We start from the raw sequence: 18466 nt of genomic DNA, 5'->3' as shown, positions 1-18466 counted from the left end.
AAGGAGGCCGAAGGCATGTTTGAAAATCTATCCGAACGCCTTTCCGGCGTCTTTGACCGGCTAACCAAACAGGGTGCCCTGTCTGAAGAAGACGTCAAGACCGCCCTGCGCGAGGTCCGCGTTGCCCTGCTTGAGGCCGACGTCTCGCTGCCGGTGGCGCGTGAATTCGTCAAGAAGGTGCAGGACCAGGCGACCGGTCAGGCGGTGACCAAGTCGATCACCCCCGGTCAGCAGGTCGTCAAGATCGTGCATGACGCGCTGGTCGATACCCTGCGCGGCGAGGAAGACCCCGGAAAGCTGAAGATCGACAACCCGCCCGCCCCGATCCTGATGGTCGGTTTGCAGGGTTCGGGTAAGACCACCACCACCGGTAAACTGGCCAAGCGCCTCAAAGAGAAAGAGGGCAAGAAGGTCCTGATGGCCTCGCTCGACGTTTATCGCCCGGCGGCGATGGACCAGCTGGCGGTTCTGGGCACGCAGGTCGGTGTTGATACGCTGCCGATTGTACCGGGCCAGAAACCCGTCGACATTGCCAAGCGCGCCAAGCAGCAGGCCACATTGGGCGGCTATGACGTCTACATGCTGGATACCGCCGGTCGCCTGCATATCGACGAAGTGCTGATGGACGAGGTCGAGCAGGTCCGCAACGCGGTCGACCCGCGCGAAACCCTGCTGGTGGTTGACGGCCTGACCGGTCAGGTCGCCGTTGAGGTGGCCGAAGAATTCGACGCCAAGGTTGGCATTTCGGGCGTGGTCCTGACGCGGATGGACGGCGACGGGCGCGGTGGTGCGGCGCTGTCGATGCGCGCAGTGACTGGCAAGCCCATTCGCTTTGTCGGTCTGGGCGAGAAGATGGACGCGCTGGAGACCTTCGAGCCGGACCGGATCGCCGGACGTATTCTGGGCATGGGCGACATCGTTGCCCTGGTCGAAAAGGCCCAGGAAACGATGGAGATGGAACAGACCGAGCGCATGATGAAGCGCATGGTCAAAGGTCAGTTCAACATGAACGACCTGAAGATGCAGCTGGAGCAGATGATCCAGATGGGCGGCATGCAGGGCATGATGGGTATGATGCCGGGCATGGGTAAAATGGCCAAGCAGATGGATCAGGCCGGTCTGGACGACAAGATCCTGCGCCAGCAGATCGCCTTGATCCAGTCCATGACCAAACGCGAGCGCGCCAACCCGCAGCTGCTGCAAGCCAGCCGCAAGAAACGGATTGCAGCTGGTTCGGGGATGGAGGTCAGCGACCTCAACAAGCTGCTCAAGATGCACCGGCAGATGTCGGACATGATGAAAAAGATGGGCAAGATGGGCAAAGGCAAGATGCTGAAACAGGCCATGAAGGGCATGTTCGGCAAAGGCGGCCCCAGCCCCGAAGACATGGCAGCCGGCATGGACCCCAAGGCACTGGAACAGGCGGCCAAGGCGATGGGCGGCAAGATGCCCGGCGGTCTGCCCGGCCTGGGCGGTGGCATGGGGCTGCCACAGGGCCTGAGCGGGTTTGGCAAGAAGAAGTAATGAACGCCATCGCCCAACATATCCCCCGGCTTGAAACCGAGCGCCTGATCCTGCGCGCGCCGTCCGAGGCTGATCTGGACGCCGATACCGCGTTTTTCGCCAGCGATGCGGCGAAGTTCGTCGGCGGGCCACTGCGCCGGGATGAGGTCTGGCGACTGATCGCTTCGCTGCTGGGCCACTGGTCCCTGCGCGGTTACGGGTTCTGGAGCGCCGAGGAAAAAGCCTCGGGCAGTTATGTCGGGCGGATCGGGCTTTGGTGCCCCGAAGGCTGGCCCGAACCCGAGATCGGCTGGACGCTGATGAACCATGCCACCGGCAAGGGGTACGCGACCGAGGCGGCACTGGCCGCGCGGTCTTATGCGTATGATGTTCTCGGGTGGGAGACGGCGATCTCGTTAATTGATCTGGACAATCATGCCAGCAAGGCGGTGGCGAAACGGCTGGGCGCGCAGTTCGAGTATCACTATGACCACCCCAAATTCGGCAGGTCCGAGATCTGGCGTCACCCCGCGCCTGCGGATCTGGTGAATGGCGGGATGGAGGCCTACGCATGACCGCGTTCACCATCCCCACCGTTGAAACCGAACGCCTGATCCTGCGCGCGCCGCATCTGGATGATCTGCCTGCGCTGACCGCATTCTTTGCGACCGAGCGCAGCCATTTGGTGGGCGGACCCCGGGACGCGCTGGAAAGCTGGGGCATGTTGGCCAGACGCCTTGGGCACTGGGCGTTGAAAGGATTTGGCCTCTGGCACCTGACCGATAAATCCAGCGGTCGGTTCGCTGGCGGCGTCGGCCTGATTGACGCCCCCGGCTGGGACGAGCCTGAACTGGGCTGGACCGTGATGGAAGATTTCGAAGGTAAAGGTTTTGCCTATGAGGCGGCGCTTGCCGCACGGTCCTATGCGGCGCGGCATCAGGGCCTGAACGGGGTGATTTCGTATATCGCCCACGAAAACGATCGCTCGCGCGCTTTGGCCGAACGGTTGGGCGCAACGCTGGAGCGTGACAATGCCGAACTGCTGGGCCAGCCCTGCCAGGTGTGGCGGCACCCCAAGATTGACGTTTCGACACCCGAAAGGACCGGCCAATGAACAACCCCGTGACGCGCGCGGCTGCATTGCTGAAAGAGCATCGCGAAAGCATCGACCGGCTGGATGCGATCCTTGTCTATACGCTGGGCGAGCGGTTCAAACACACACAGGCCGTTGGCAAGCTCAAGGCCGAACACAACCTTCCCCCGTCCGATCCCTCGCGTGAGGCCACGCAGATCGCACGGCTTGAAGACCTGGCGAAAGAGGCCGATCTGGACCCCGATTTTGCCAAGGCTTTTCTGAATTTCATCATTCAGGAAGTCATCCGACACCACAGGAAACACCAAGGGTGAACCAGAGGTTCAGCAACCATCAGAATTAACCGGAAAACACACCGGCCAATCAAATACACGCCTCCGGCGTGATGCCATTCAAAGGAGATACCACCATGGCAATGAAAATTCGTCTCGCCCGCGCAGGCTCGAAAAAACGTCCTTTTTACCGCATCGTGGCGGCTGACAGCCGGATGCCGCGCGACGGCCGTTTCATCGAGAAACTGGGCACCTACAACCCGCTGCTGCCGAAAGACAGCGAAGAGCGTGTGAAAATGGACATGGAACGCGTTCAGCACTGGCTGGATCAGGGCGCCCAGCCCACCGACCGTATCGCGCGTATGCTGGAAGCAGCCGGCACCCGTGACAAGGCCGAGCGCAACAACCCCAACAAGGGCGCCCCGGGCAAGAAAGCTCAGGAACGCGCGGAAGAGAAAGCTGCAAAGGCTGCGGAAGCTGCCGAAGCGGCTGCTGCACCGGCTGAAGAAGCGGCTGCAGAAGAATAAGCAGGCCGAAGCGTGCGGGATCAGACCTTTACTGACGCATTTCGCACGCAGTTCGATCTGTTGTTGCGGCTCCGGCGCGATGTGCGCCGGTTCCGCGGCGACGCGGTAGACGAGGCAGTGCTTGCGCGCTGCCTCGACGCGTTTCGGCTGGCCCCATCCGTGGGGCTAAGCGAACCCTGGCGCGTGATCCGCGTCGATAGCGCAGCGGCCCGGGCTGCGGCGCTAAGGAATTTCCAAACCGCCAATGATGATGCCCTGGCGGGCTATTCCGGCGACAGGGCGCAGCTTTACAGCCGCCTGAAACTGTCGGGGATGCAGGAAGCGCCGGTGCAACTGGCCGTCTTCTGCGACGACAGTACCGACAAGGGGATGGGTCTTGGCGCGGGCTCGATGCCTGAGATGCGGCGCTATTCCGTGGTCTCTGCCATCACCCTGTTCTGGCTGGCCCTGCGGACTGAGGGGCTGGGGTTGGGCTGGGTATCCATTCTGGACCCCGAACAGATGGCGCGCGATTTGGATGTACCGGACAACTGGCGTCTGATCGGGTATTTCTGTGTCGGATGGCCGGAACAGATATCTGACACCCCCGAACTTGAACAGGTTGGCTGGGAAAACCGGGCCGACAGCCTGAAGATCGAAACAAGGTAGCGCCATATGTTCGGATTGATACGCCTTCCCATTCTGCTGCTGATCGCCTTTATTGTGGGCGTGTTCTTTGAGCGCAACAATCAGCGCGAAGCCTGCGAAGGGCTTGGCGAATGGAGAAACGGGATCTGCTTGACGACGGGGGCTGCCAATGAGTGATCTGATCTGCGTCGGCAGCGTCGTTGGGTCTTATGGTGTACGCGGTGAAGTGCGCCTGAAAAGCTTCTGCGCCGTTCCCGAAGATATCGAGGCGTATTCGCCACTGACGGATGAAACCGGCAAGGAACGCTATCCGGTGGTTCTGACGCGTACGATCAAGAACGGTTTTGCCGCCCGTCTTGGCGGGGTTGAAACCAAAGAACAGGCGGATGCGCTGAACGGTTTGCGCCTGTTTGCGCGGCGCGATCAGTTGCCCTCGTTGCCCGACGACGAATTCTATCACACAGACCTGATCGGGCTTGAGGTCTATGACACCGGCGGCACCCTGCTGGGCAAGGTCAAATCCGTGCAGAACCACGGTGCCACGGACCTGCTGGAACTACACGGGCCGGGCCTGAAGGCGACGGTTCTGCTGCCGTTCACGATGCAGGTGGTGCCAACCGTCGATCTGGAACAGGGCCGCATCGTGGCCGACCCGCCCGAAGGCCTGATCTGATGCGACGTGTTCTGCTGCATCTGGGTTTTCACAAGACCGGCATGACGGCAGCACAGTCCTTTCTGCACGAAAACCGCGAGCTGATCTGGCCGCATTTCGCGCTGGTCCTTCCGTATAAGACCCGCAAGGCCGGGTTGAACGAAGCGGCCACGCGCCATTCGATCTATCGTCTGGATGACACGCTGGCAGGGTTTGGCGGTCAGCTGCACACGTTTTTCGACGGTCTGGATTTCGGAGCACGCCGGGGATTGATCCTGAGCGAGGAGAATTTTCTGGGCCTGCGCCCCAGCAGGAACAAAAGCGAAGGATACGGAGCCGCACCCGAACTGGCGGAAACGGTCGTCAGCGTGCTGCGCCGCCGTCTGGTGGGCGAAGAAACCGACATCACCGTCTACCTGTCGTTGCGCAATCGCGATGCGTGGTTGCGCAGCCTTTGGGCCCACGATCTTCACCTGTCGCGCATGGTTCAGGACCTGGACGGCTTTTGCGCCGATCTTGCGCATCTGCCATCGCTACAGGACACGGCGGACCGGATTATGGACCGGTTGCCAACTGTCACGGTACGGACCGCGTGGATGGAAGCGCTGAAAGGTCACCACCTTGGACTGGGCGCACCGTTTGTCGAATTTCTTGGCCTGCCACACGCGAAATCGGCGCGGCTAGTGAAGCCCGCGCATGAAAGCCCTCAGCTTTCCGACGACGTTCTGAGGGAACTGCTGGCCCTGAACCGATCATCGCTGGACGAAACGGCGTTGATCACTCAGAAAAAGGCCCTGATTCGAACCGCCCAATATGAACTGGCCCGCCAGAAATGACTGACAAACCCGGCAAATCCCATGGTCGCAAGGCGATCCGGCCCACGCTGAAACCGCGTGAGTTGATAACACCCACCCCGGACTTGCACGGCGTCTGGAAAGCCAAGATCATCACCCTGTTCCCAACCGCCTTTCCTGGCGTTCTGGGAGAAAGCCTGACCGGCAAGGCCCTGCAAGAGGGGTTGTGGCAGCTGGAAACCGTGGACTTGCGGCAATTCGGCGTCGGCAGACATCGCAACGTGGATGACACGCCAGCCGGGGGCGGCGCGGGTATGGTTTTGCGGCCCGATGTGTTGGGCGAAGCCATCGAGCACACCATGGCGGGCATTCAGGGCAACTGGCCACTGATTTACCTCAGCCCGCGCGGGCGGCGCATGGACCAGCGCATGATGCAGACCCTTGCACGCTGCGATGGCATGACCCTGCTGTGTGGCCGGTTCGAAGGCGTGGATGAGCGCGTGCTGCAGCATTACGGTGTGCAGGAGGTCTCCTTGGGGGATTTCGTGATGACCGGCGGTGAGATTGCGGCGCAGGCCCTGATCGATGCCACGGTGCGCCTGATCCCCGGCGTTCTGGGCAATCAGGCCTCGACCGAAGAGGAAAGCTTTTCCTCGGGCCTGCTGGAACATCCGCAATACACCCGCCCGGCAGATTGGAAAGGCCGCCCGATACCCGAGGTTCTGATGTCGGGCCACCACGGCCGCATCGCCGAATGGCGTCACAAGATGGCTGAGGATATAACCCGCGAGCGGCGCCCGGATATCTGGGCCGACTATGCAAAATCCCGGTCGGATTCGTCTGAGTGACAGACCGAATTGTTGCAGACATGCCGCAGGTTCTGTGTTTGCCAGAATTCTATTTGCAGTTGATCATCTTCCAAAATATGCACGTTTGAAAGCCCTGCGTTTTCAGGGCCTTAAAACGAAAGACTAATTGCATTATGAAGAAGTTATTGCTTGGCGCTTTTCTGGTTGCCTCTGCCTGTACGACCAAACCACTGGGGATGTCCGTTCCAACGCAAGCCGGTCACAATCTGCATTCGGCGCGGGTAGCGGTCGATTCCTGTTCTCTGGAAGCTGACGAAGGCGGAAACAGAGCCGTCATCGGGGGATATGCAACGAATATCCTTTTATGGGGTATCCTCATCGGCCCTGCGATTACCGCCCCGATCCAGGACGAACTGCGCACGCAGGGCGAAATCGATCAGGTGGACCGCTGCCTGCCAGAGCGCGGTTTCGAACGCCGGGAACTGAGCGCAGGTGAATCGTTCTGGGTGCGCAACGCCTTTGGGGAAGAGCGTGAGCGCCGGTTGGACCATCTGGTTAGCGGCGGCACCATTGAACCCTACGGCGCACCAAAGACCTAACCCCCGGCCTTCCATCTGGCCCAGACGTCTGGCGTGCCATTGAAAGTGTTGATGTCCACTCGGCCCTGAACGCCCGGCACCAGACCAGTGCCGGTATATTGCCAGAATCGCCAGACCGCGCGGGGATAGACAGTGCGTGGGTGGCCTGCGACCGATCTCAGCCAGAACTCGGTCTTGGGCAGGCGCCCGATATCGGTGTCTTCATAGAAATCCACCGTGGTATAGACGATCGGGCGGCGGCCATAATGTCGTTCGAGAATGTCCAGAAAATGCTGCGCCTCGGCCCGGACGGTTCTGCCATCGGGGCGCAGCGTGCAGGTCTTGGAATGCGGCGTCCATTCCATATCCAGCACATGCGGCAGGTCTGCCCCTTTGGGCACGTTCTGGATGAACCAGCGGGCCTGTTCCCGGGCCGAACGGCAGAAATAATAATAGTGGTAGGCGCCCCAAGGCACACCGGCCGACTGCGCGCCGCGGCGGTGATCGTCGAACAGGGGATCTGCCACGTCGCCGCCTTCGGTCGCTTTCAGAAACACAAAGCTGACACCTGATGCCCGGGCCGTGCGCCAGTCAATCGGCCCCTGCCAGCGTGACACGTCAAGGCCATGGATCGGGTATTGTCCGGGGTGGCTCCCTTCCCAGTCATGGGGATCCGCGTCGCCAAAATCGGGGTAGATCACAAGCGGTGCTGTCCTGTCCACGCCCGGAACGGGTTCGACGGCCTGAGGTTTCGGGCCGCCTCGACCGCAAGACATCAGCGCAACGGCCGTTATGGCCAGCATGAATGCCAATCGCATCATAGGGTCCTGTCTGAAATATCTGCTCATATTATTTGCCTCAGAATGCCTGATCTGGGCCGCTTGGCAACGCCTTAGTTTCAGGCTGGCGGATTCCTACCGGCCCGTTCGGCAAGACAGGGCGTTTTTCCCTTGATCCCTGCCTGCAATACCCTTAAACGACCGCAATCCGGTGCCGCGTTCTGCGACTCCGGTGTTTTGGTTTGCACCATGGCGTGACGTCCCGTTTTCTTCGGCAGGGATGCGCCGGGTCAGGCCAGACCAAAGGAACATTCGATCTGACCTCTGGCGGGCTGTACGCAGGACCCGGTGAAGACCAAGAGCTCTCAGTCCGTGCCCAACTTCGTGGACCAACCACGAGCAGATAGGAGAAACTGCGATGGACCTGATCGCACAGCTTGAGGCGGAACAGATTGCCGCCCTGGGGAAAGACATCCCTGATTTCAAAGCCGGTGACACTATCCGTGTCGGCTATAAAGTGACCGAAGGGTCGCGCACCCGTGTGCAGAACTACGAAGGCGTCTGCATCGCGCGCAACAACGGCAGCGGCATTGCCGGTTCGTTCACCGTTCGCAAGATTTCGTTTGGCGAAGGCGTGGAGCGTGTATTCCCGCTGTATTCGACCAATATCGACAGCATCACCGTTGTCCGCCGCGGCCGCGTTCGTCGCGCCAAACTGTACTATCTGCGCACCCGTCGCGGCAAATCCGCGCGTATCGCAGAGGTTTCCAACTACAAGCCCAAAACTGGCGCCGAAGCGTAAGGAGCGGAAAGATGAAAAAAGACATCCATCCCGATTATCACGTCATCGACGTCAAGATGACCGATGGCACCATCGTTCAGATGAAATCCACCTGGGGCAGTGAAGGCGACCAGCTGGCACTGGAGATCGACCCTTCGGTACACCCTGCATGGACCGGTGGTTCGTCGCGCCTGTTGGACGCTGGCGGCCGCGTGTCGAAGTTCAAGAAGAAATACGAAGGTCTGGGTTTCTAAACCTTTGCCAAAGTCTTTCAAAGGAAGGTCGCCAACGGGCGGCCTTCTTTCGTTTCAGGCCCCTGTTTTCCCCGGTTTCTGATCCTTTGGTTTTGTAAGTTCAGCCGCGTCGTGCAATGGCGGAACCGGACCGCGCAACAGCAGCAGCGCGATCACCAGCCCGATACTGGCGGCAATCGCGGCCATAAGCATCGCCGCATCAAAGGCATTATCCCGCAGATCACGCAGCGCCCCGGCCAGCGCCGAACCAGTTGACGGGTCAAGCCCGGCAATCAGCTGTTCCACCTGTGTTGCCGTGCCATGTGTCAGGGCGCGCGCAAGGTCGTCGCGCTGCGTCGATCCGGCGGGCAGCGCGGTGATGACTTCTGACAGGCCCGAGCGGATGGTCAGAGCTTCGGCCAGACCGCCGACAACCGATCCCATCGTGGCCCCGAAATACAGGAATGCGTTGATCACCCCGGACCCCTGTCCGACATGTTCGTCGGGCAGCAACCGAAGCCCAAGACGGGGCAGCAACGAAAAACAGATGCCGATGCCAACCCCCACAATGATCAGTTTCCACCAGATTTCAGCATAGCTGTCGATATTCGAGGTTGTTGTCAAAAGCAGGAAGCCGCAGGCCATCAACCCCATTGCAGCACTCACCGGCCATTGGAAACTGTATGGCGCAAGCAGGCGCGGCGCGGTGACGGAAATGACAAACATGCTCAGGCTCAGCGGCAGGATTGCCACGCCCGCCTCAATCGGTGAATAGCCGAACGCATCCGGGGACTGGACGAACACGTTGAAGTAGACAAAGAAACAGAACAACGCAAATCCCGCAAAAAACATCCCCGTTGCCGCCATAAGATAGCGCGGGTGCCGGAAGTACCGGAACTCGACCAGCGGATCATCGCTGCGCCGCGAGGTGTAGACCAGACCGACAACTGCCAAAGCGGCGACACCCAAAGGAACGATGGTCAGGGCATTGTCCCATCCGTGTGCCTCACCGTTGCTGAGTGCGAAAGACAATGGACCCAGCAGCAACACAATGGCAATCGCCCCTGCGGTATCGAATTTCGCACCCTGAAGGCGCGTATCCGGGACATAGTTTTTCCTGCTGACCTGCAGGCCGATCACAAACGCAATGGCAAGCAGCACAAGGTCTGTGGCGAACACCCCGCGCCAGCTTAGAAAGTTGGCAAAGCTTCCTCCGACTATGGGCCCAACGCCTATCGCAAGACCCACGATTGCGCCCCACACACCGGTCACACTGGCCCGTTGTTCCTCGGGTGTTGCGGCGGTCAGCAGGGACAATGAGGTGCCGAACAGGGCCGCAGCCCCTGCCCCCTGCGCGCCACGCCCAATCAGCAGCATCGCTGCATTCTGTGAAAACAGCACAGAAGCAGAGCCACAGGCAAACACGATCATGCCAAAGAAAAAGACACCCATCTTGCCCGTGATATCCCCAAGCCGGCTTACAATCGTCACAAGGGTCGCACTGGCCACCGTATAGATCGCCATCACCCATTGCAGACCCGAGGGCGTCAGATCGAACTCGGCCTTCAGATATGGAAGGATGGTCGCAACAGCAGTTGTGTTGAAGCCAACAACCATCATGCAAATGGCCGTCATTGCAAGAACAACGCGTGAACCGCCTGAACTGTCCGCAGCAGTGTCCGGCATGCCTATGCCCCTTTCACCTGCCTTGAAGATGAACCGAAGAGGACCCGTGCAAAGCCTGCAAGGTTATTCGGTGAAATCTGTTTGGTATTTAACCAAATTTTCCGCCCCCCGCATAGTTTTCACGATCCGGACCAAGCGGCGTCACCGCGAAAGGACCCTTTGGGAGGGCGATCTGTACATGTGTGAATCAGGCAAACGGCGCGATTGATTCTGGAGGGTTCTGTGAGGTCCGCGGGCAGAACGCCGATGCTGCCGCACAGGTGTCGGGCGGACCTCATTGAAGCCGGATTGAACAAACCCTCGTACCGGTTTTGCGCTATGGGGATTGTGGCACTGGCGTTGACCTGGCGTGATGACCAAGCGGGCGTACGTGCTGATGAATGGTACCGAACAGTCGGCTGATGGCGTCATGGCTGGTCCCGAGGGACCGCTGAAACGGTCCGGTTTGCGGGTCGGTGGTCTCGCGGAGCGACCAGGGCTGGCGTAATCGGGGCCTTGGCCCGCAGACCATCTTGCCGGTCCTCGTGCGGATCGGCTGCGGATCGCGTGGCGATGGGTTGCCCCGAGTGCTCATGAGCTGTCATTCCAGAACGGTCCGGTGGGTGGTGCCTGACCATGATACCAGACGGCGAGTGTGGCCATCGGCCGGCCGCAGCAGGGGCAAGGACGCGAAACAGGTTCCGGGCTTGTTGCGGGTCGGACGCGGTCGGCTGCCTCCGGTGTCCCGGCAGCCAGCAGCGCCCGGCAGGTTGTGAGACGGGCAGCGCGCTGCCCGTTTGCGAGAAAGCCGTAATGACGGATGCGATGAACGCCGTCCGGCAGGGTATGCAGGAGGAAACGCCGGATGAACTCACCAGCGTCGAGTGTCATCCGTCTGGGTCTGCGGCCACGACGATAGTCGCGCCAGCGGAAGGTCACCCTGCCGTCCTGTATGCTGATCAGGCGGGAGTTGGCGATGGCGACGCGATGGGTGTAACGGCTGAGATAGGCCAGCACCTGTTCGGGCCCGCCAAAGGGTGGTTTGGCATAAACAACCCAGTCGCGGCGACTTGCCGAAGTCAGCATCCGGGCAAAAACCTGCGGGTCGGCCAATCCTTCAATCTCGCCGAAGAACTGCAACTGCCCGGCCTCGAAGGCAGTGTGCAATGTTTCCAGAAACAGCCGTCTGAACAGGCGCGACAACACCCGGACCGGCAGAAAGAAATTGGGACGGCAGGCAACCCAGCGGCTGCCGTCCGGCGATGGCCCCCCACCCGGTACGATGCAATGGAGATGGGGATGGTAGCTGAGGGTCTGGCCCCAGCTGTGCAGAACAGCGATGAGACCGATCCCGGCGCCGAGATGTCTGGGGTCGGCAGCGATGATGCGCAGGGTCTCGGCCGCTGCCCGGAACAGGATACCGTAGACAACCTTTTTGTTCTGGAAGGCAATGGCTGCAATCTCCGCGGGCAGCGTGAAGACCACATGGAAATAGGGCACCGGCAACAAATCACCCGCCCGCGCTTCCAGCCAGTCGCGCGCAACCGCCCCCTGGCACTTGGGGCAATGCCGGTTGCGGCAGGAATTATAGGCGACACGCATCGTGCGGCAGGTTCGGCAGCCCTCGACATGGCCGCCAAGCGCAGCTGTCCTGCACAGCTCGATCGCGCTCATCACCCGGCGCTCGACACGGCCCAGATGACCGTCATGGGCCTGCCGCCACGCCTCGCCATAGCGACGGAAAATATCCGCCACCTCCACGGCCGGGCGCATGGCGCGGCCCTCAGCCGGGCGGCACCACGTCCAGGCTCAGGCGATCGAACGGGCTCTGCGTCTTCGCGATCGTCGTCGTGGCAACCTGCGTGTAGCGCGCAGTGGTCGACAGGTTGGCGTGTCCGAGCAGCACCTGGATAACCCGGATGTCGACTCCGTTCTCCAGCATATGGGTGGCGAAGCTGTGTCGCAGCGTGTGCACGCTGACCTTCTTGGTCAGTCCCGCCGCTTTGGTCGCGGACCGGCAGGCGGAATGCAGCACCTGCACATCAATCGGTTTGTCGCCACGGCCGGGAAACAGCCAGTCCTTCGGATGCGCCAGGCGCCAGTAAGTCCGCAAGATGCCGAGAAGCTGCGGTGAGAGCATGACGGTCCGGTCCTTGGCGCCTTTGCCATGACGGACCTGGATCAGCATGCGATCGCTGTCGATATCCGTGACCTTCAAACTGACTACCTCGGAGGCACGCAGGCCTGCGGCATAGGCCGTTGTCAGTGCCGCGCGTGCCTTCAGCGACGGCACCGCCTCAAGAAAACGCACGACCTCGTCGGCACTCAAGATCGTCGGCAATTTGCGTGGCGTGCGCGCATAGGCGATCCGTTCGGGGATTTCCGCCCGGTTCAGCGTCACGCCGTAGAAGAAGCGTAAGGCACAGACCGTCTGGTTCAAAGCTGGCCAGGAAATACCCTGCGATACAAGGTAGACCTGAAAGGCACGGACATCCTCCAGCCCCAGTCGATCCGGCGAACAGTCGAAATACCGACTGAACTTTGCAACGGCATGAAGATAGGATCGTTGCGTGGCAGGCGACAGGTTGCGAAGCGTCATGTCGTCGATCATACGGCGGCGCAGCGGGCTTACCGCTGATGTGGCATCAGCCATAGGATAGTCTCCTGATAAAGGTTGGTCTCAGCAGCCAAACCTTCCCACCAGGGGGCCATTCCCGCCAATAGCTACGCCCCTCCCGCGTCAGCGGGTTCGTTCAATCCAGTGCGGATCGTTGCAGGCAGCGGTTGTTCAAGATGTTCGGGACTAGGCGCCGACGCGGCGATATCGCCGCCAAGACCGTGATCGGATAGCCGATCAAGGCAGATCACCCGACAGGCGCCTTCGTGTAACCCGCGCACGGCGCTGTGTTTTCCAAAATAGAGTCCGATAATGCCCAAAAGCGCCGCTTGAGGTTCTTTTCATCGCAGGCGACACAACATATAGTGGGTGCCAACAACGTGTAGTCAAACACGGCAAGACTTGGGAATACAAGCATGGCACATATCATTGTGGTCGGGAACGAAAAAGGCGGCGCTGGCAAATCGACCGTGTCGATGCATGTGGCAACCGCATTGGCCCGACTGGGTCACAAGGTCAGCACGCTGGATCTGGACCTGCGGCAACGCAGCCTTGGACGGTATTTCGAGAACCGGAACAACTTTCTGAAAAGCGCGGGCCTGACGCTGCCCGGCCCCCGCCATCACGACCTGCCCGAGATCGATGCCAGCACGCTGAAGCCGGGCGAGAATATCTACGACCACCGCCTGTCTGCTGCCGTGTCGCAACTGGAAAGCGACAGTGACTTTATCCTGATCGACTGCCCCGGCTCCCATACTCGCCTGAGCCAAGTGGCCCATTCGCTGGCCGACACGCTGATCACCCCTTTGAACGACAGTTTCATCGATTTTGACCTGCTGGCGCGGATTGATTCAAAGGGTGAGAAAATCCTCGGCCCGTCCGTCTATTCCGAGATGGTCTGGAATGCCCGGCAATTGCGGGCGCAGGCCGGGCTGAAGCCCATCGACTGGGTCGTTGTGCGCAACCGCGTCGGTACCCAGCGCATGGTCAACAAGGAAAAGATGCAGCGCGCGATCGAAATGCTGTCGCAGCGTATCGGCTTCCGCGTCGCTTCGGGCTTTTCCGAACGGGTGATCTTTCGCGAACTGTTTCCCCGCGGCCTGACCCTGCTGGACCTCAAGGATATTGGCGTCAAACAGCTGAACATCTCGAACATCGCAGCACGGCAGGAACTGCGCGACATGATGCGAGAGCTGAACCTGCCGGGTGTCGAAGTCGATTTCTGATCAGCTGTATTGGGGGCTGGGACGCGGGGCAACTGGGCCATTCAAAACGCGAAACTCTCGGCCCCAAGGCCAGTCAGTGCTGGGTAATGTCTGGGCCATAACTGACTGATTGATCCGAAAAGACTACGTGACCACGTCTTTTCAACTCATCAACCAGCCTTTCCAGCTCTTCCTGCTCCAAGGTCTTTAGAAAAAGTGCGTTCATCGTTCCCTTAAGGGTTTTGATCTTCCTAGGACGCGAACTTCCTCTAGACTTCAAGCTGTCAACAATCGCATCAATTTTTTGATCCAGCGAGCTTGCATTCGAGATTTTGACGAATGGGATCTCGGATAGGTCTGCATGACGGAAAGCGGGGAGCTTCCTTTGTCGCAGATGTGCAATCAATGGGTCGAAGCCTTTGTCACGAGAAATAACATGAAAACACGCATTGGCGTCTTTGGTAGAGAGTTCTCCTAAGTAGAACGCGATATGAAAGTCCAAGGCGTTCGAGCCATTCCCTGCTATCTTCTGATAAACAGCATTTTCTCCCAAGCTTTGCAGTGCTTGTGCAAAGTCATAGGGTATGCTTTTTTGATTGGCTCCTACGAAAACAATCAAGGTGCAAACATGTCCCCGAAGGAGTTCGAGGTTCTTGGGTTGAACATTTTCAAAATCGATTAGTATGTAGTTGTTTTTCAAAGGCCGCACTCCAATTCGAGCTCAATGCAAATACAGGACGCCGGATCAGGTCAATATGAAGGTTTCCTTGATTACCCTGCGTAAAACCGCATTGTCGGCAATGGCCTCTAAACCAGCTATTCGTTCAAATCCTCACCATTCTCGAACACCCGCTCCAACCCGCCGCTCGTACCCAGCGAAACAAAGGTGCTCCCTCACGGCTTTCAGCTTTGGAACCGCTGAACGGAACAGCCTCGGTTTCACCCGGTAACTGATGGCCCGCCGGGACTGTATACCGTGAACAGCTCTTTGGGTTCGTTCACCCCGCGCAGCATGTAGCGCCCGACCGAGATGAGGTCTTGTGCGCAGGGGCGTGCCGCGACCGCGACGTCGTCCGAGATCAGGATTCTCTGACCCAGCGACCGGTGCATTCCCGCGATGCGGGCGGCCTGATTGACGGCGGGGCCGATCACCGTGAAATCCAGCCGTGTTTCGGACCCGATATTGCCATACAGGATTTCGCCGGAATGCAGGGCCAGCGTGAAATTCGCAACCGGCAGCCCATGCGCCTGACGTCGGGCGTTCAATTCATCCATACGGGCTTGCAGCAAGGGCACTGCGCTGAGCGCGGCACGGGCGTCCTCGTCGATTTCGCCGACATCGAACATAGCCATCAGCCCATCGCCCATGAATTTCAGGATATTCCCACCCTTGTCGTGCACAACGCCCACGGCCACAGCCAGGTAATCATTCAGCATGTCGATGATCTCGTGGCCCGGCAGGTCTTCTGACAGGTTGGTGAACCCTTCCAGATCGAAATTCCAGATCACCGCATCGATCTGCTGCAATGATCCGCGACGAATCTCACCTGACAGGACGCGGCGCCCGGCATCACGACCCAGATAGACCCGCATCAGGTCTTCGGTCAGGTTCTGGTTCTTGGCGGATTTGAGCGCCAGCCCCAGATGCGGCAATACCGCATGAATGTGCCTGAGATCTCTGTCATCAAACCCGGACGGCGCATCGCTGGTCCAGGACATCAGGACGCCATCACTGACCTTTTTGGTACCGTCGGGGCGCATCTTTCCCGCCCCCTCATACGAGATGCCGGTGGCATAATAATCGGTCGCCCCAACCTCTCTCAGGTCGTTCAACAATGGAAAGCGGCTGGGTTCATTATGGTCGACAAGTTTGACCCGGATTTCATCCAGATCCTCGTTCAGCAGCGCATAAAGCGGGCTTTGTTGCCACATTTCGCTGGGCGTATCCGTGTTTTCAAACTTCTCGGATTCACCACCGGTGCTTTTGTACCAGCTATATCCGGTTCCGCCATAAACCGGGTGCAAGGTTGACTGCGCCGCATGAAACCGCACCAGCGGAATGCCCATATCGACCAGACTGGTGCAGAACCCTTCCAGCAACTCTTCCTGCCCGGCACCCTCAAGCCCCTTTTGGACCAACCAGTCGATCAGGGTGTGTGTGGATACCTTGGCAGGTTCAAATGACGTCATTTCAAATTCCGTATCAAGCATGACACACATCTGGGGACGGCAGGCGCCAATTACCAGTGGTCAATCCACGCCTGCCAACCGTTGCAACATCTGGCGCAGCAAGGCGGCCTCTTTTTCGCTGAACAGACCCGACAGCCTGGCGTCATAGCTTGCGGCCACCCCGTACAAGTCGCGATACACGGCTTGCCCGGCTGGTGTCAGTGTCAGCCATTCCGCCCGCCGATCTGCTTCGTCTCGTGTGCGTTTCAGGTACCGGCGCTCCTCGAGCTTGGCAACTGCACGGCTGATCTTGGTTTTGTGCATTCCGGCCCGTTCACCAATTTCCTTGGCGGTCATTTCGCCAAACAGCCCCAGATGGAACAGCACCCGCCATTCGGTTCTGAGCATTCCGTACCGTCCCTTGTAGACAGCCTGAAATTCCAACGAGGCGCGCTCGGCTGCCTGGTTCAGCAGAAACGGCAGAAAATTCTGCAGGAAAAAGTCATCATTTTTTTCAGATTCGTCGTGTGTCATGCTTGTTAGTTACAAAATCAACTATTAACCGACAAGCAGCAAACGGAGGAATACGTAATGAACCGTCCGACGGATCCGCATTCATTGACGCAAGCAGCAACGCCTGTTGGTACCCATGCCGGTTACATGCCCGGCTTTGGCAACGACTTTGAAACCGAGGCGCTGCCCGATGCGCTGCCGCAGGGGATGAACAGCCCGCAAAGGTGCAACTACGGACTTTACGGTGAACAGCTGAGCGGCACGGCCTTTACCGCCAACCCGCCTGAACGCACCTGGTGCTATCGTATTCGCCCGTCGGTAAAGCATTCGCACCGTTACGAAAAGATCGACTTGCCCTATTGGAAATCGGCCCCGTGCATCGACCCGGACGTGATCAGCCTGGGCCAGTATCGCTGGGACCCGGTGCCGCATTCCGATGAAGGTCTGAACTGGATGACCGGGATGCGGACCATGACGACGGCCGGGGATGTGAACACCCAGGTTGGCATGGCCTGCCACATTTATCTGGTTACCGAATCCATGGTCGACGACTATTTCTTCTCGGCTGATTCCGAGTTGCTGGTGGTGCCACAGGAAGGGCGACTGCGCTTTGCGACTGAACTGGGAATCATTGACCTTGAGCCCAAGGAAATCGCGATCATCCCGCGTGGACTGCTGTACCGGGTTGAAGTTCTGGAAGGCCCGGCACGTGGCTTTGTGTGCGAGAATTACGGCCAGAAGTTTGAACTGCCGGGTCGCGGCCCGATCGGGGCCAACTGCATGGCCAACCCGCGCGATTTCAAAGCTCCGGTCGCTGCCTATGAGGATCGTGAAACCCCTTCGACCGTGACGATCAAATGGTGCGGCCAGTTTCACACCACGAAAATCGGACACAGCCCGCTGGATGTGGTGGCGTGGCACGGCAATTATGCACCCTACAAATACGATCTGCGCAATTATTGCCCGGTCGGCGCCATCCTGTTTGACCATCCCGACCCGTCGATCTTTACCGTTCTGACGGCGCCTTCCGGCCAGCCTGGTACTGCAAATATTGACTTTGTCCTGTTCCGCGAACGCTGGATGGTGATGGAAGACACGTTCCGCCCACCGTGGTATCACAAGAACATCATGTCGGAACTGATGGGCAACATCTACGGTCAATATGATGCGAAACCGCAGGGCTTCGTTCCCGGTGGCACCAGTCTGCACAACATGATGATCCCGCATGGCCCCGACAGGGAAGCCTTTGACAAAGCATCCTATTCCAATCTGGGGCCGGAAAAGCTGGACCAGACGATGTCGTTCATGTTCGAAACCCGGTTCCCCCAGCACCTGACGCCGTTTGCCGCCAATGAGGCACCGTTGCAGGACGACTATATCGATTGCTGGACATCGCTAGAGAAGAAGTTCGACGGCACACCGGGCAAGAAGTGACCCTCAGACTGGGTTACCCGGACAGCACCCGTCCTGATGGCGATGAACATACCCATTCCGGTTGCAGGCGTACTGTCGCTGCAACCGGAAAACAAAGACGGGGCCTTGGCAGCCGACCTGCCGCAACCGCGCCCGTTCTGGGCTTTGGCGCCTGTCTTTTAGGGGTTATGATCGTTTCGAACCACGTACCAAGTACAACAAAATAGGGGCGAAAT

The 18466-nt window shown here is 59.3% G+C and carries 24 protein-coding genes; 17 read left to right on the top strand and 7 right to left on the bottom strand.

The window, feature by feature from the left end; genetic code table 11:
• Nucleotides 1–15 precede the first annotated feature (15 nt).
• The 11 genes from ffh to ACR0ID_RS12765 all read left to right on the top strand — a co-directional run bounded on the left by ffh (nt 16) and on the right by ACR0ID_RS12765 (nt 6876).
• A complete protein-coding gene (gene ffh / locus ACR0ID_RS12815; protein WP_480605933.1) occupies nt 16–1524 on the top strand; it encodes a signal recognition particle protein in 1509 nt (502 codons plus the stop codon).
• Nucleotides 1524–2078, top strand: a complete 555-nt coding sequence (locus ACR0ID_RS12810; RefSeq protein ID WP_480538741.1) for a GNAT family N-acetyltransferase — start codon at nt 1524–1526, stop codon at nt 2076–2078. The genes ffh and ACR0ID_RS12810 overlap by 1 nt, the downstream gene beginning before the upstream one ends.
• Nucleotides 2075–2617, top strand: coding sequence for a GNAT family N-acetyltransferase (locus ACR0ID_RS12805; RefSeq protein ID WP_480519419.1), 543 nt, complete (start codon nt 2075–2077; stop codon nt 2615–2617). The genes ACR0ID_RS12810 and ACR0ID_RS12805 overlap by 4 nt, the downstream gene beginning before the upstream one ends.
• Nucleotides 2614–2910, top strand: coding sequence for a chorismate mutase (locus tag ACR0ID_RS12800; protein ID WP_209506121.1), 297 nt, complete (start codon nt 2614–2616; stop codon nt 2908–2910). Before ACR0ID_RS12805 ends, ACR0ID_RS12800 begins: the two co-directional genes overlap by 4 nt.
• A gap of 95 nt (nt 2911–3005) precedes the next feature.
• Nucleotides 3006–3395, top strand: a complete 390-nt coding sequence (gene rpsP, locus ACR0ID_RS12795) for a 30S ribosomal protein S16 (RefSeq protein WP_480605931.1) — start codon at nt 3006–3008, stop codon at nt 3393–3395.
• Between the two features lie 12 nt (nt 3396–3407).
• Nucleotides 3408–4043 (top strand): 5,6-dimethylbenzimidazole synthase, encoded by a 636-nt coding sequence (gene bluB / locus ACR0ID_RS12790; RefSeq protein WP_480519417.1) that lies wholly within the window; start codon nt 3408–3410, stop codon nt 4041–4043.
• A 6-nt stretch (nt 4044–4049) separates the two neighbouring features.
• Nucleotides 4050–4199, top strand: a complete 150-nt coding sequence (locus ACR0ID_RS12785) for a hypothetical protein (RefSeq protein WP_209506115.1) — start codon at nt 4050–4052, stop codon at nt 4197–4199.
• Nucleotides 4192–4695, top strand: a complete 504-nt coding sequence (rimM, locus tag ACR0ID_RS12780) for a ribosome maturation factor RimM (protein WP_480605929.1) — start codon at nt 4192–4194, stop codon at nt 4693–4695. The genes ACR0ID_RS12785 and rimM overlap by 8 nt, the downstream gene beginning before the upstream one ends.
• Nucleotides 4695–5510: a hypothetical protein gene (locus ACR0ID_RS12775; protein ID WP_480605926.1), complete on the top strand. Its 816-nt coding sequence runs from the start codon at nt 4695–4697 to the stop codon at nt 5508–5510. Before rimM ends, ACR0ID_RS12775 begins: the two co-directional genes overlap by 1 nt.
• Nucleotides 5507–6316 carry a tRNA (guanosine(37)-N1)-methyltransferase TrmD gene (gene trmD, locus ACR0ID_RS12770; protein ID WP_480605924.1) on the top strand — a complete coding sequence of 270 codons (810 nt, stop codon included), beginning with the start codon at nt 5507–5509 and terminating at the stop codon, nt 6314–6316. Before ACR0ID_RS12775 ends, trmD begins: the two co-directional genes overlap by 4 nt.
• 134 nt (nt 6317–6450) lie before the next feature.
• Entirely contained in the window at nt 6451–6876 is a 426-nt protein-coding gene (locus ACR0ID_RS12765) for a hypothetical protein (protein WP_480605922.1), read from the top strand.
• Here ACR0ID_RS12765 and ACR0ID_RS12760 read toward each other — a convergent pair.
• On the bottom strand, nt 6873–7673 hold the full coding sequence (locus ACR0ID_RS12760) for a glycoside hydrolase family 25 protein (protein WP_480473934.1): 801 nt from the start codon (nt 7671–7673) through the stop codon (nt 6873–6875). The genes ACR0ID_RS12765 and ACR0ID_RS12760 overlap by 4 nt on opposite strands.
• A 379-nt stretch (nt 7674–8052) precedes the next feature.
• Between ACR0ID_RS12760 and rplS the strand changes: the two genes are divergently transcribed.
• Nucleotides 8053–8436, top strand: coding sequence for a 50S ribosomal protein L19 (gene rplS / locus ACR0ID_RS12755; RefSeq protein WP_480605917.1), 384 nt, complete (start codon nt 8053–8055; stop codon nt 8434–8436).
• A gap of 11 nt (nt 8437–8447) precedes the next feature.
• Entirely contained in the window at nt 8448–8669 is a 222-nt protein-coding gene (gene rpmE / locus ACR0ID_RS12750; protein WP_480473936.1) for a 50S ribosomal protein L31, read from the top strand.
• 54 nt (nt 8670–8723) lie between these two features.
• Here rpmE and ACR0ID_RS12745 read toward each other — a convergent pair whose 3' ends face one another.
• Nucleotides 8724–10334, bottom strand: a complete 1611-nt coding sequence (locus tag ACR0ID_RS12745) for an MFS transporter (protein WP_480605914.1) — start codon at nt 10332–10334, stop codon at nt 8724–8726.
• Nucleotides 10335–10686: 352 nt separating this feature from the next.
• On the opposite strand from ACR0ID_RS12745, the gene ACR0ID_RS12740 reads away from it, so the two are divergent.
• Nucleotides 10687–10821, top strand: a complete 135-nt coding sequence (locus ACR0ID_RS12740) for a hypothetical protein (protein ID WP_480605912.1) — start codon at nt 10687–10689, stop codon at nt 10819–10821.
• Between the two features lie 83 nt (nt 10822–10904).
• Here the strand turns inward: ACR0ID_RS12740 and ACR0ID_RS12735 are convergent, their stop codons facing one another.
• On the bottom strand, nt 10905–12086 hold the full coding sequence (locus tag ACR0ID_RS12735; RefSeq protein ID WP_480605910.1) for an IS91 family transposase: 1182 nt from the start codon (nt 12084–12086) through the stop codon (nt 10905–10907).
• Nucleotides 12087–12096: 10 nt separating this feature from the next.
• Nucleotides 12097–12966 carry a tyrosine-type recombinase/integrase gene (locus tag ACR0ID_RS12730; protein WP_480605907.1) on the bottom strand — a complete coding sequence of 290 codons (870 nt, stop codon included), beginning with the start codon at nt 12964–12966 and terminating at the stop codon, nt 12097–12099.
• 380 nt (nt 12967–13346) lie between these two features.
• Here ACR0ID_RS12730 and ACR0ID_RS12725 point away from each other — a divergent pair, with 380 nt between their 5' ends.
• Nucleotides 13347–14156, top strand: coding sequence for a division plane positioning ATPase MipZ (locus ACR0ID_RS12725; protein WP_480483795.1), 810 nt, complete (start codon nt 13347–13349; stop codon nt 14154–14156).
• Nucleotides 14157–14229: 73 nt separating this feature from the next.
• Here the strand turns inward: ACR0ID_RS12725 and ACR0ID_RS12720 are convergent, their stop codons facing one another.
• The 3 genes from ACR0ID_RS12720 to ACR0ID_RS12710 form a co-directional block, all read right to left on the bottom strand.
• On the bottom strand, nt 14230–14844 hold the full coding sequence (locus ACR0ID_RS12720) for a PIN domain-containing protein (RefSeq protein ID WP_480605904.1): 615 nt from the start codon (nt 14842–14844) through the stop codon (nt 14230–14232).
• A 230-nt stretch (nt 14845–15074) separates the two neighbouring features.
• Nucleotides 15075–16346 carry an adenylate/guanylate cyclase domain-containing protein gene (locus ACR0ID_RS12715; RefSeq protein WP_480605902.1) on the bottom strand — a complete coding sequence of 424 codons (1272 nt, stop codon included), beginning with the start codon at nt 16344–16346 and terminating at the stop codon, nt 15075–15077.
• A gap of 39 nt (nt 16347–16385) precedes the next feature.
• Entirely contained in the window at nt 16386–16838 is a 453-nt protein-coding gene (locus ACR0ID_RS12710; RefSeq protein ID WP_480605899.1) for a MarR family winged helix-turn-helix transcriptional regulator, read from the bottom strand.
• 57 nt (nt 16839–16895) lie between these two features.
• Between ACR0ID_RS12710 and hmgA the strand changes: the two genes are divergently transcribed.
• A complete protein-coding gene (gene hmgA / locus ACR0ID_RS12705; RefSeq protein ID WP_267365046.1) occupies nt 16896–18251 on the top strand; it encodes a homogentisate 1,2-dioxygenase in 1356 nt (451 codons plus the stop codon).
• 36 nt (nt 18252–18287) lie between these two features.
• Nucleotides 18288–18413: a hypothetical protein gene (locus tag ACR0ID_RS12700; RefSeq protein WP_480605896.1), complete on the top strand. Its 126-nt coding sequence runs from the start codon at nt 18288–18290 to the stop codon at nt 18411–18413.
• The last annotated feature ends 53 nt before the right edge of the window (nt 18414–18466 follow it).

This window comes from Ruegeria sp. AL2 (assembly GCF_056540845.1).
Note: the sequence above shows the minus strand (reverse complement) of the source record. Positions and strands in the feature narration are given on the sequence as shown.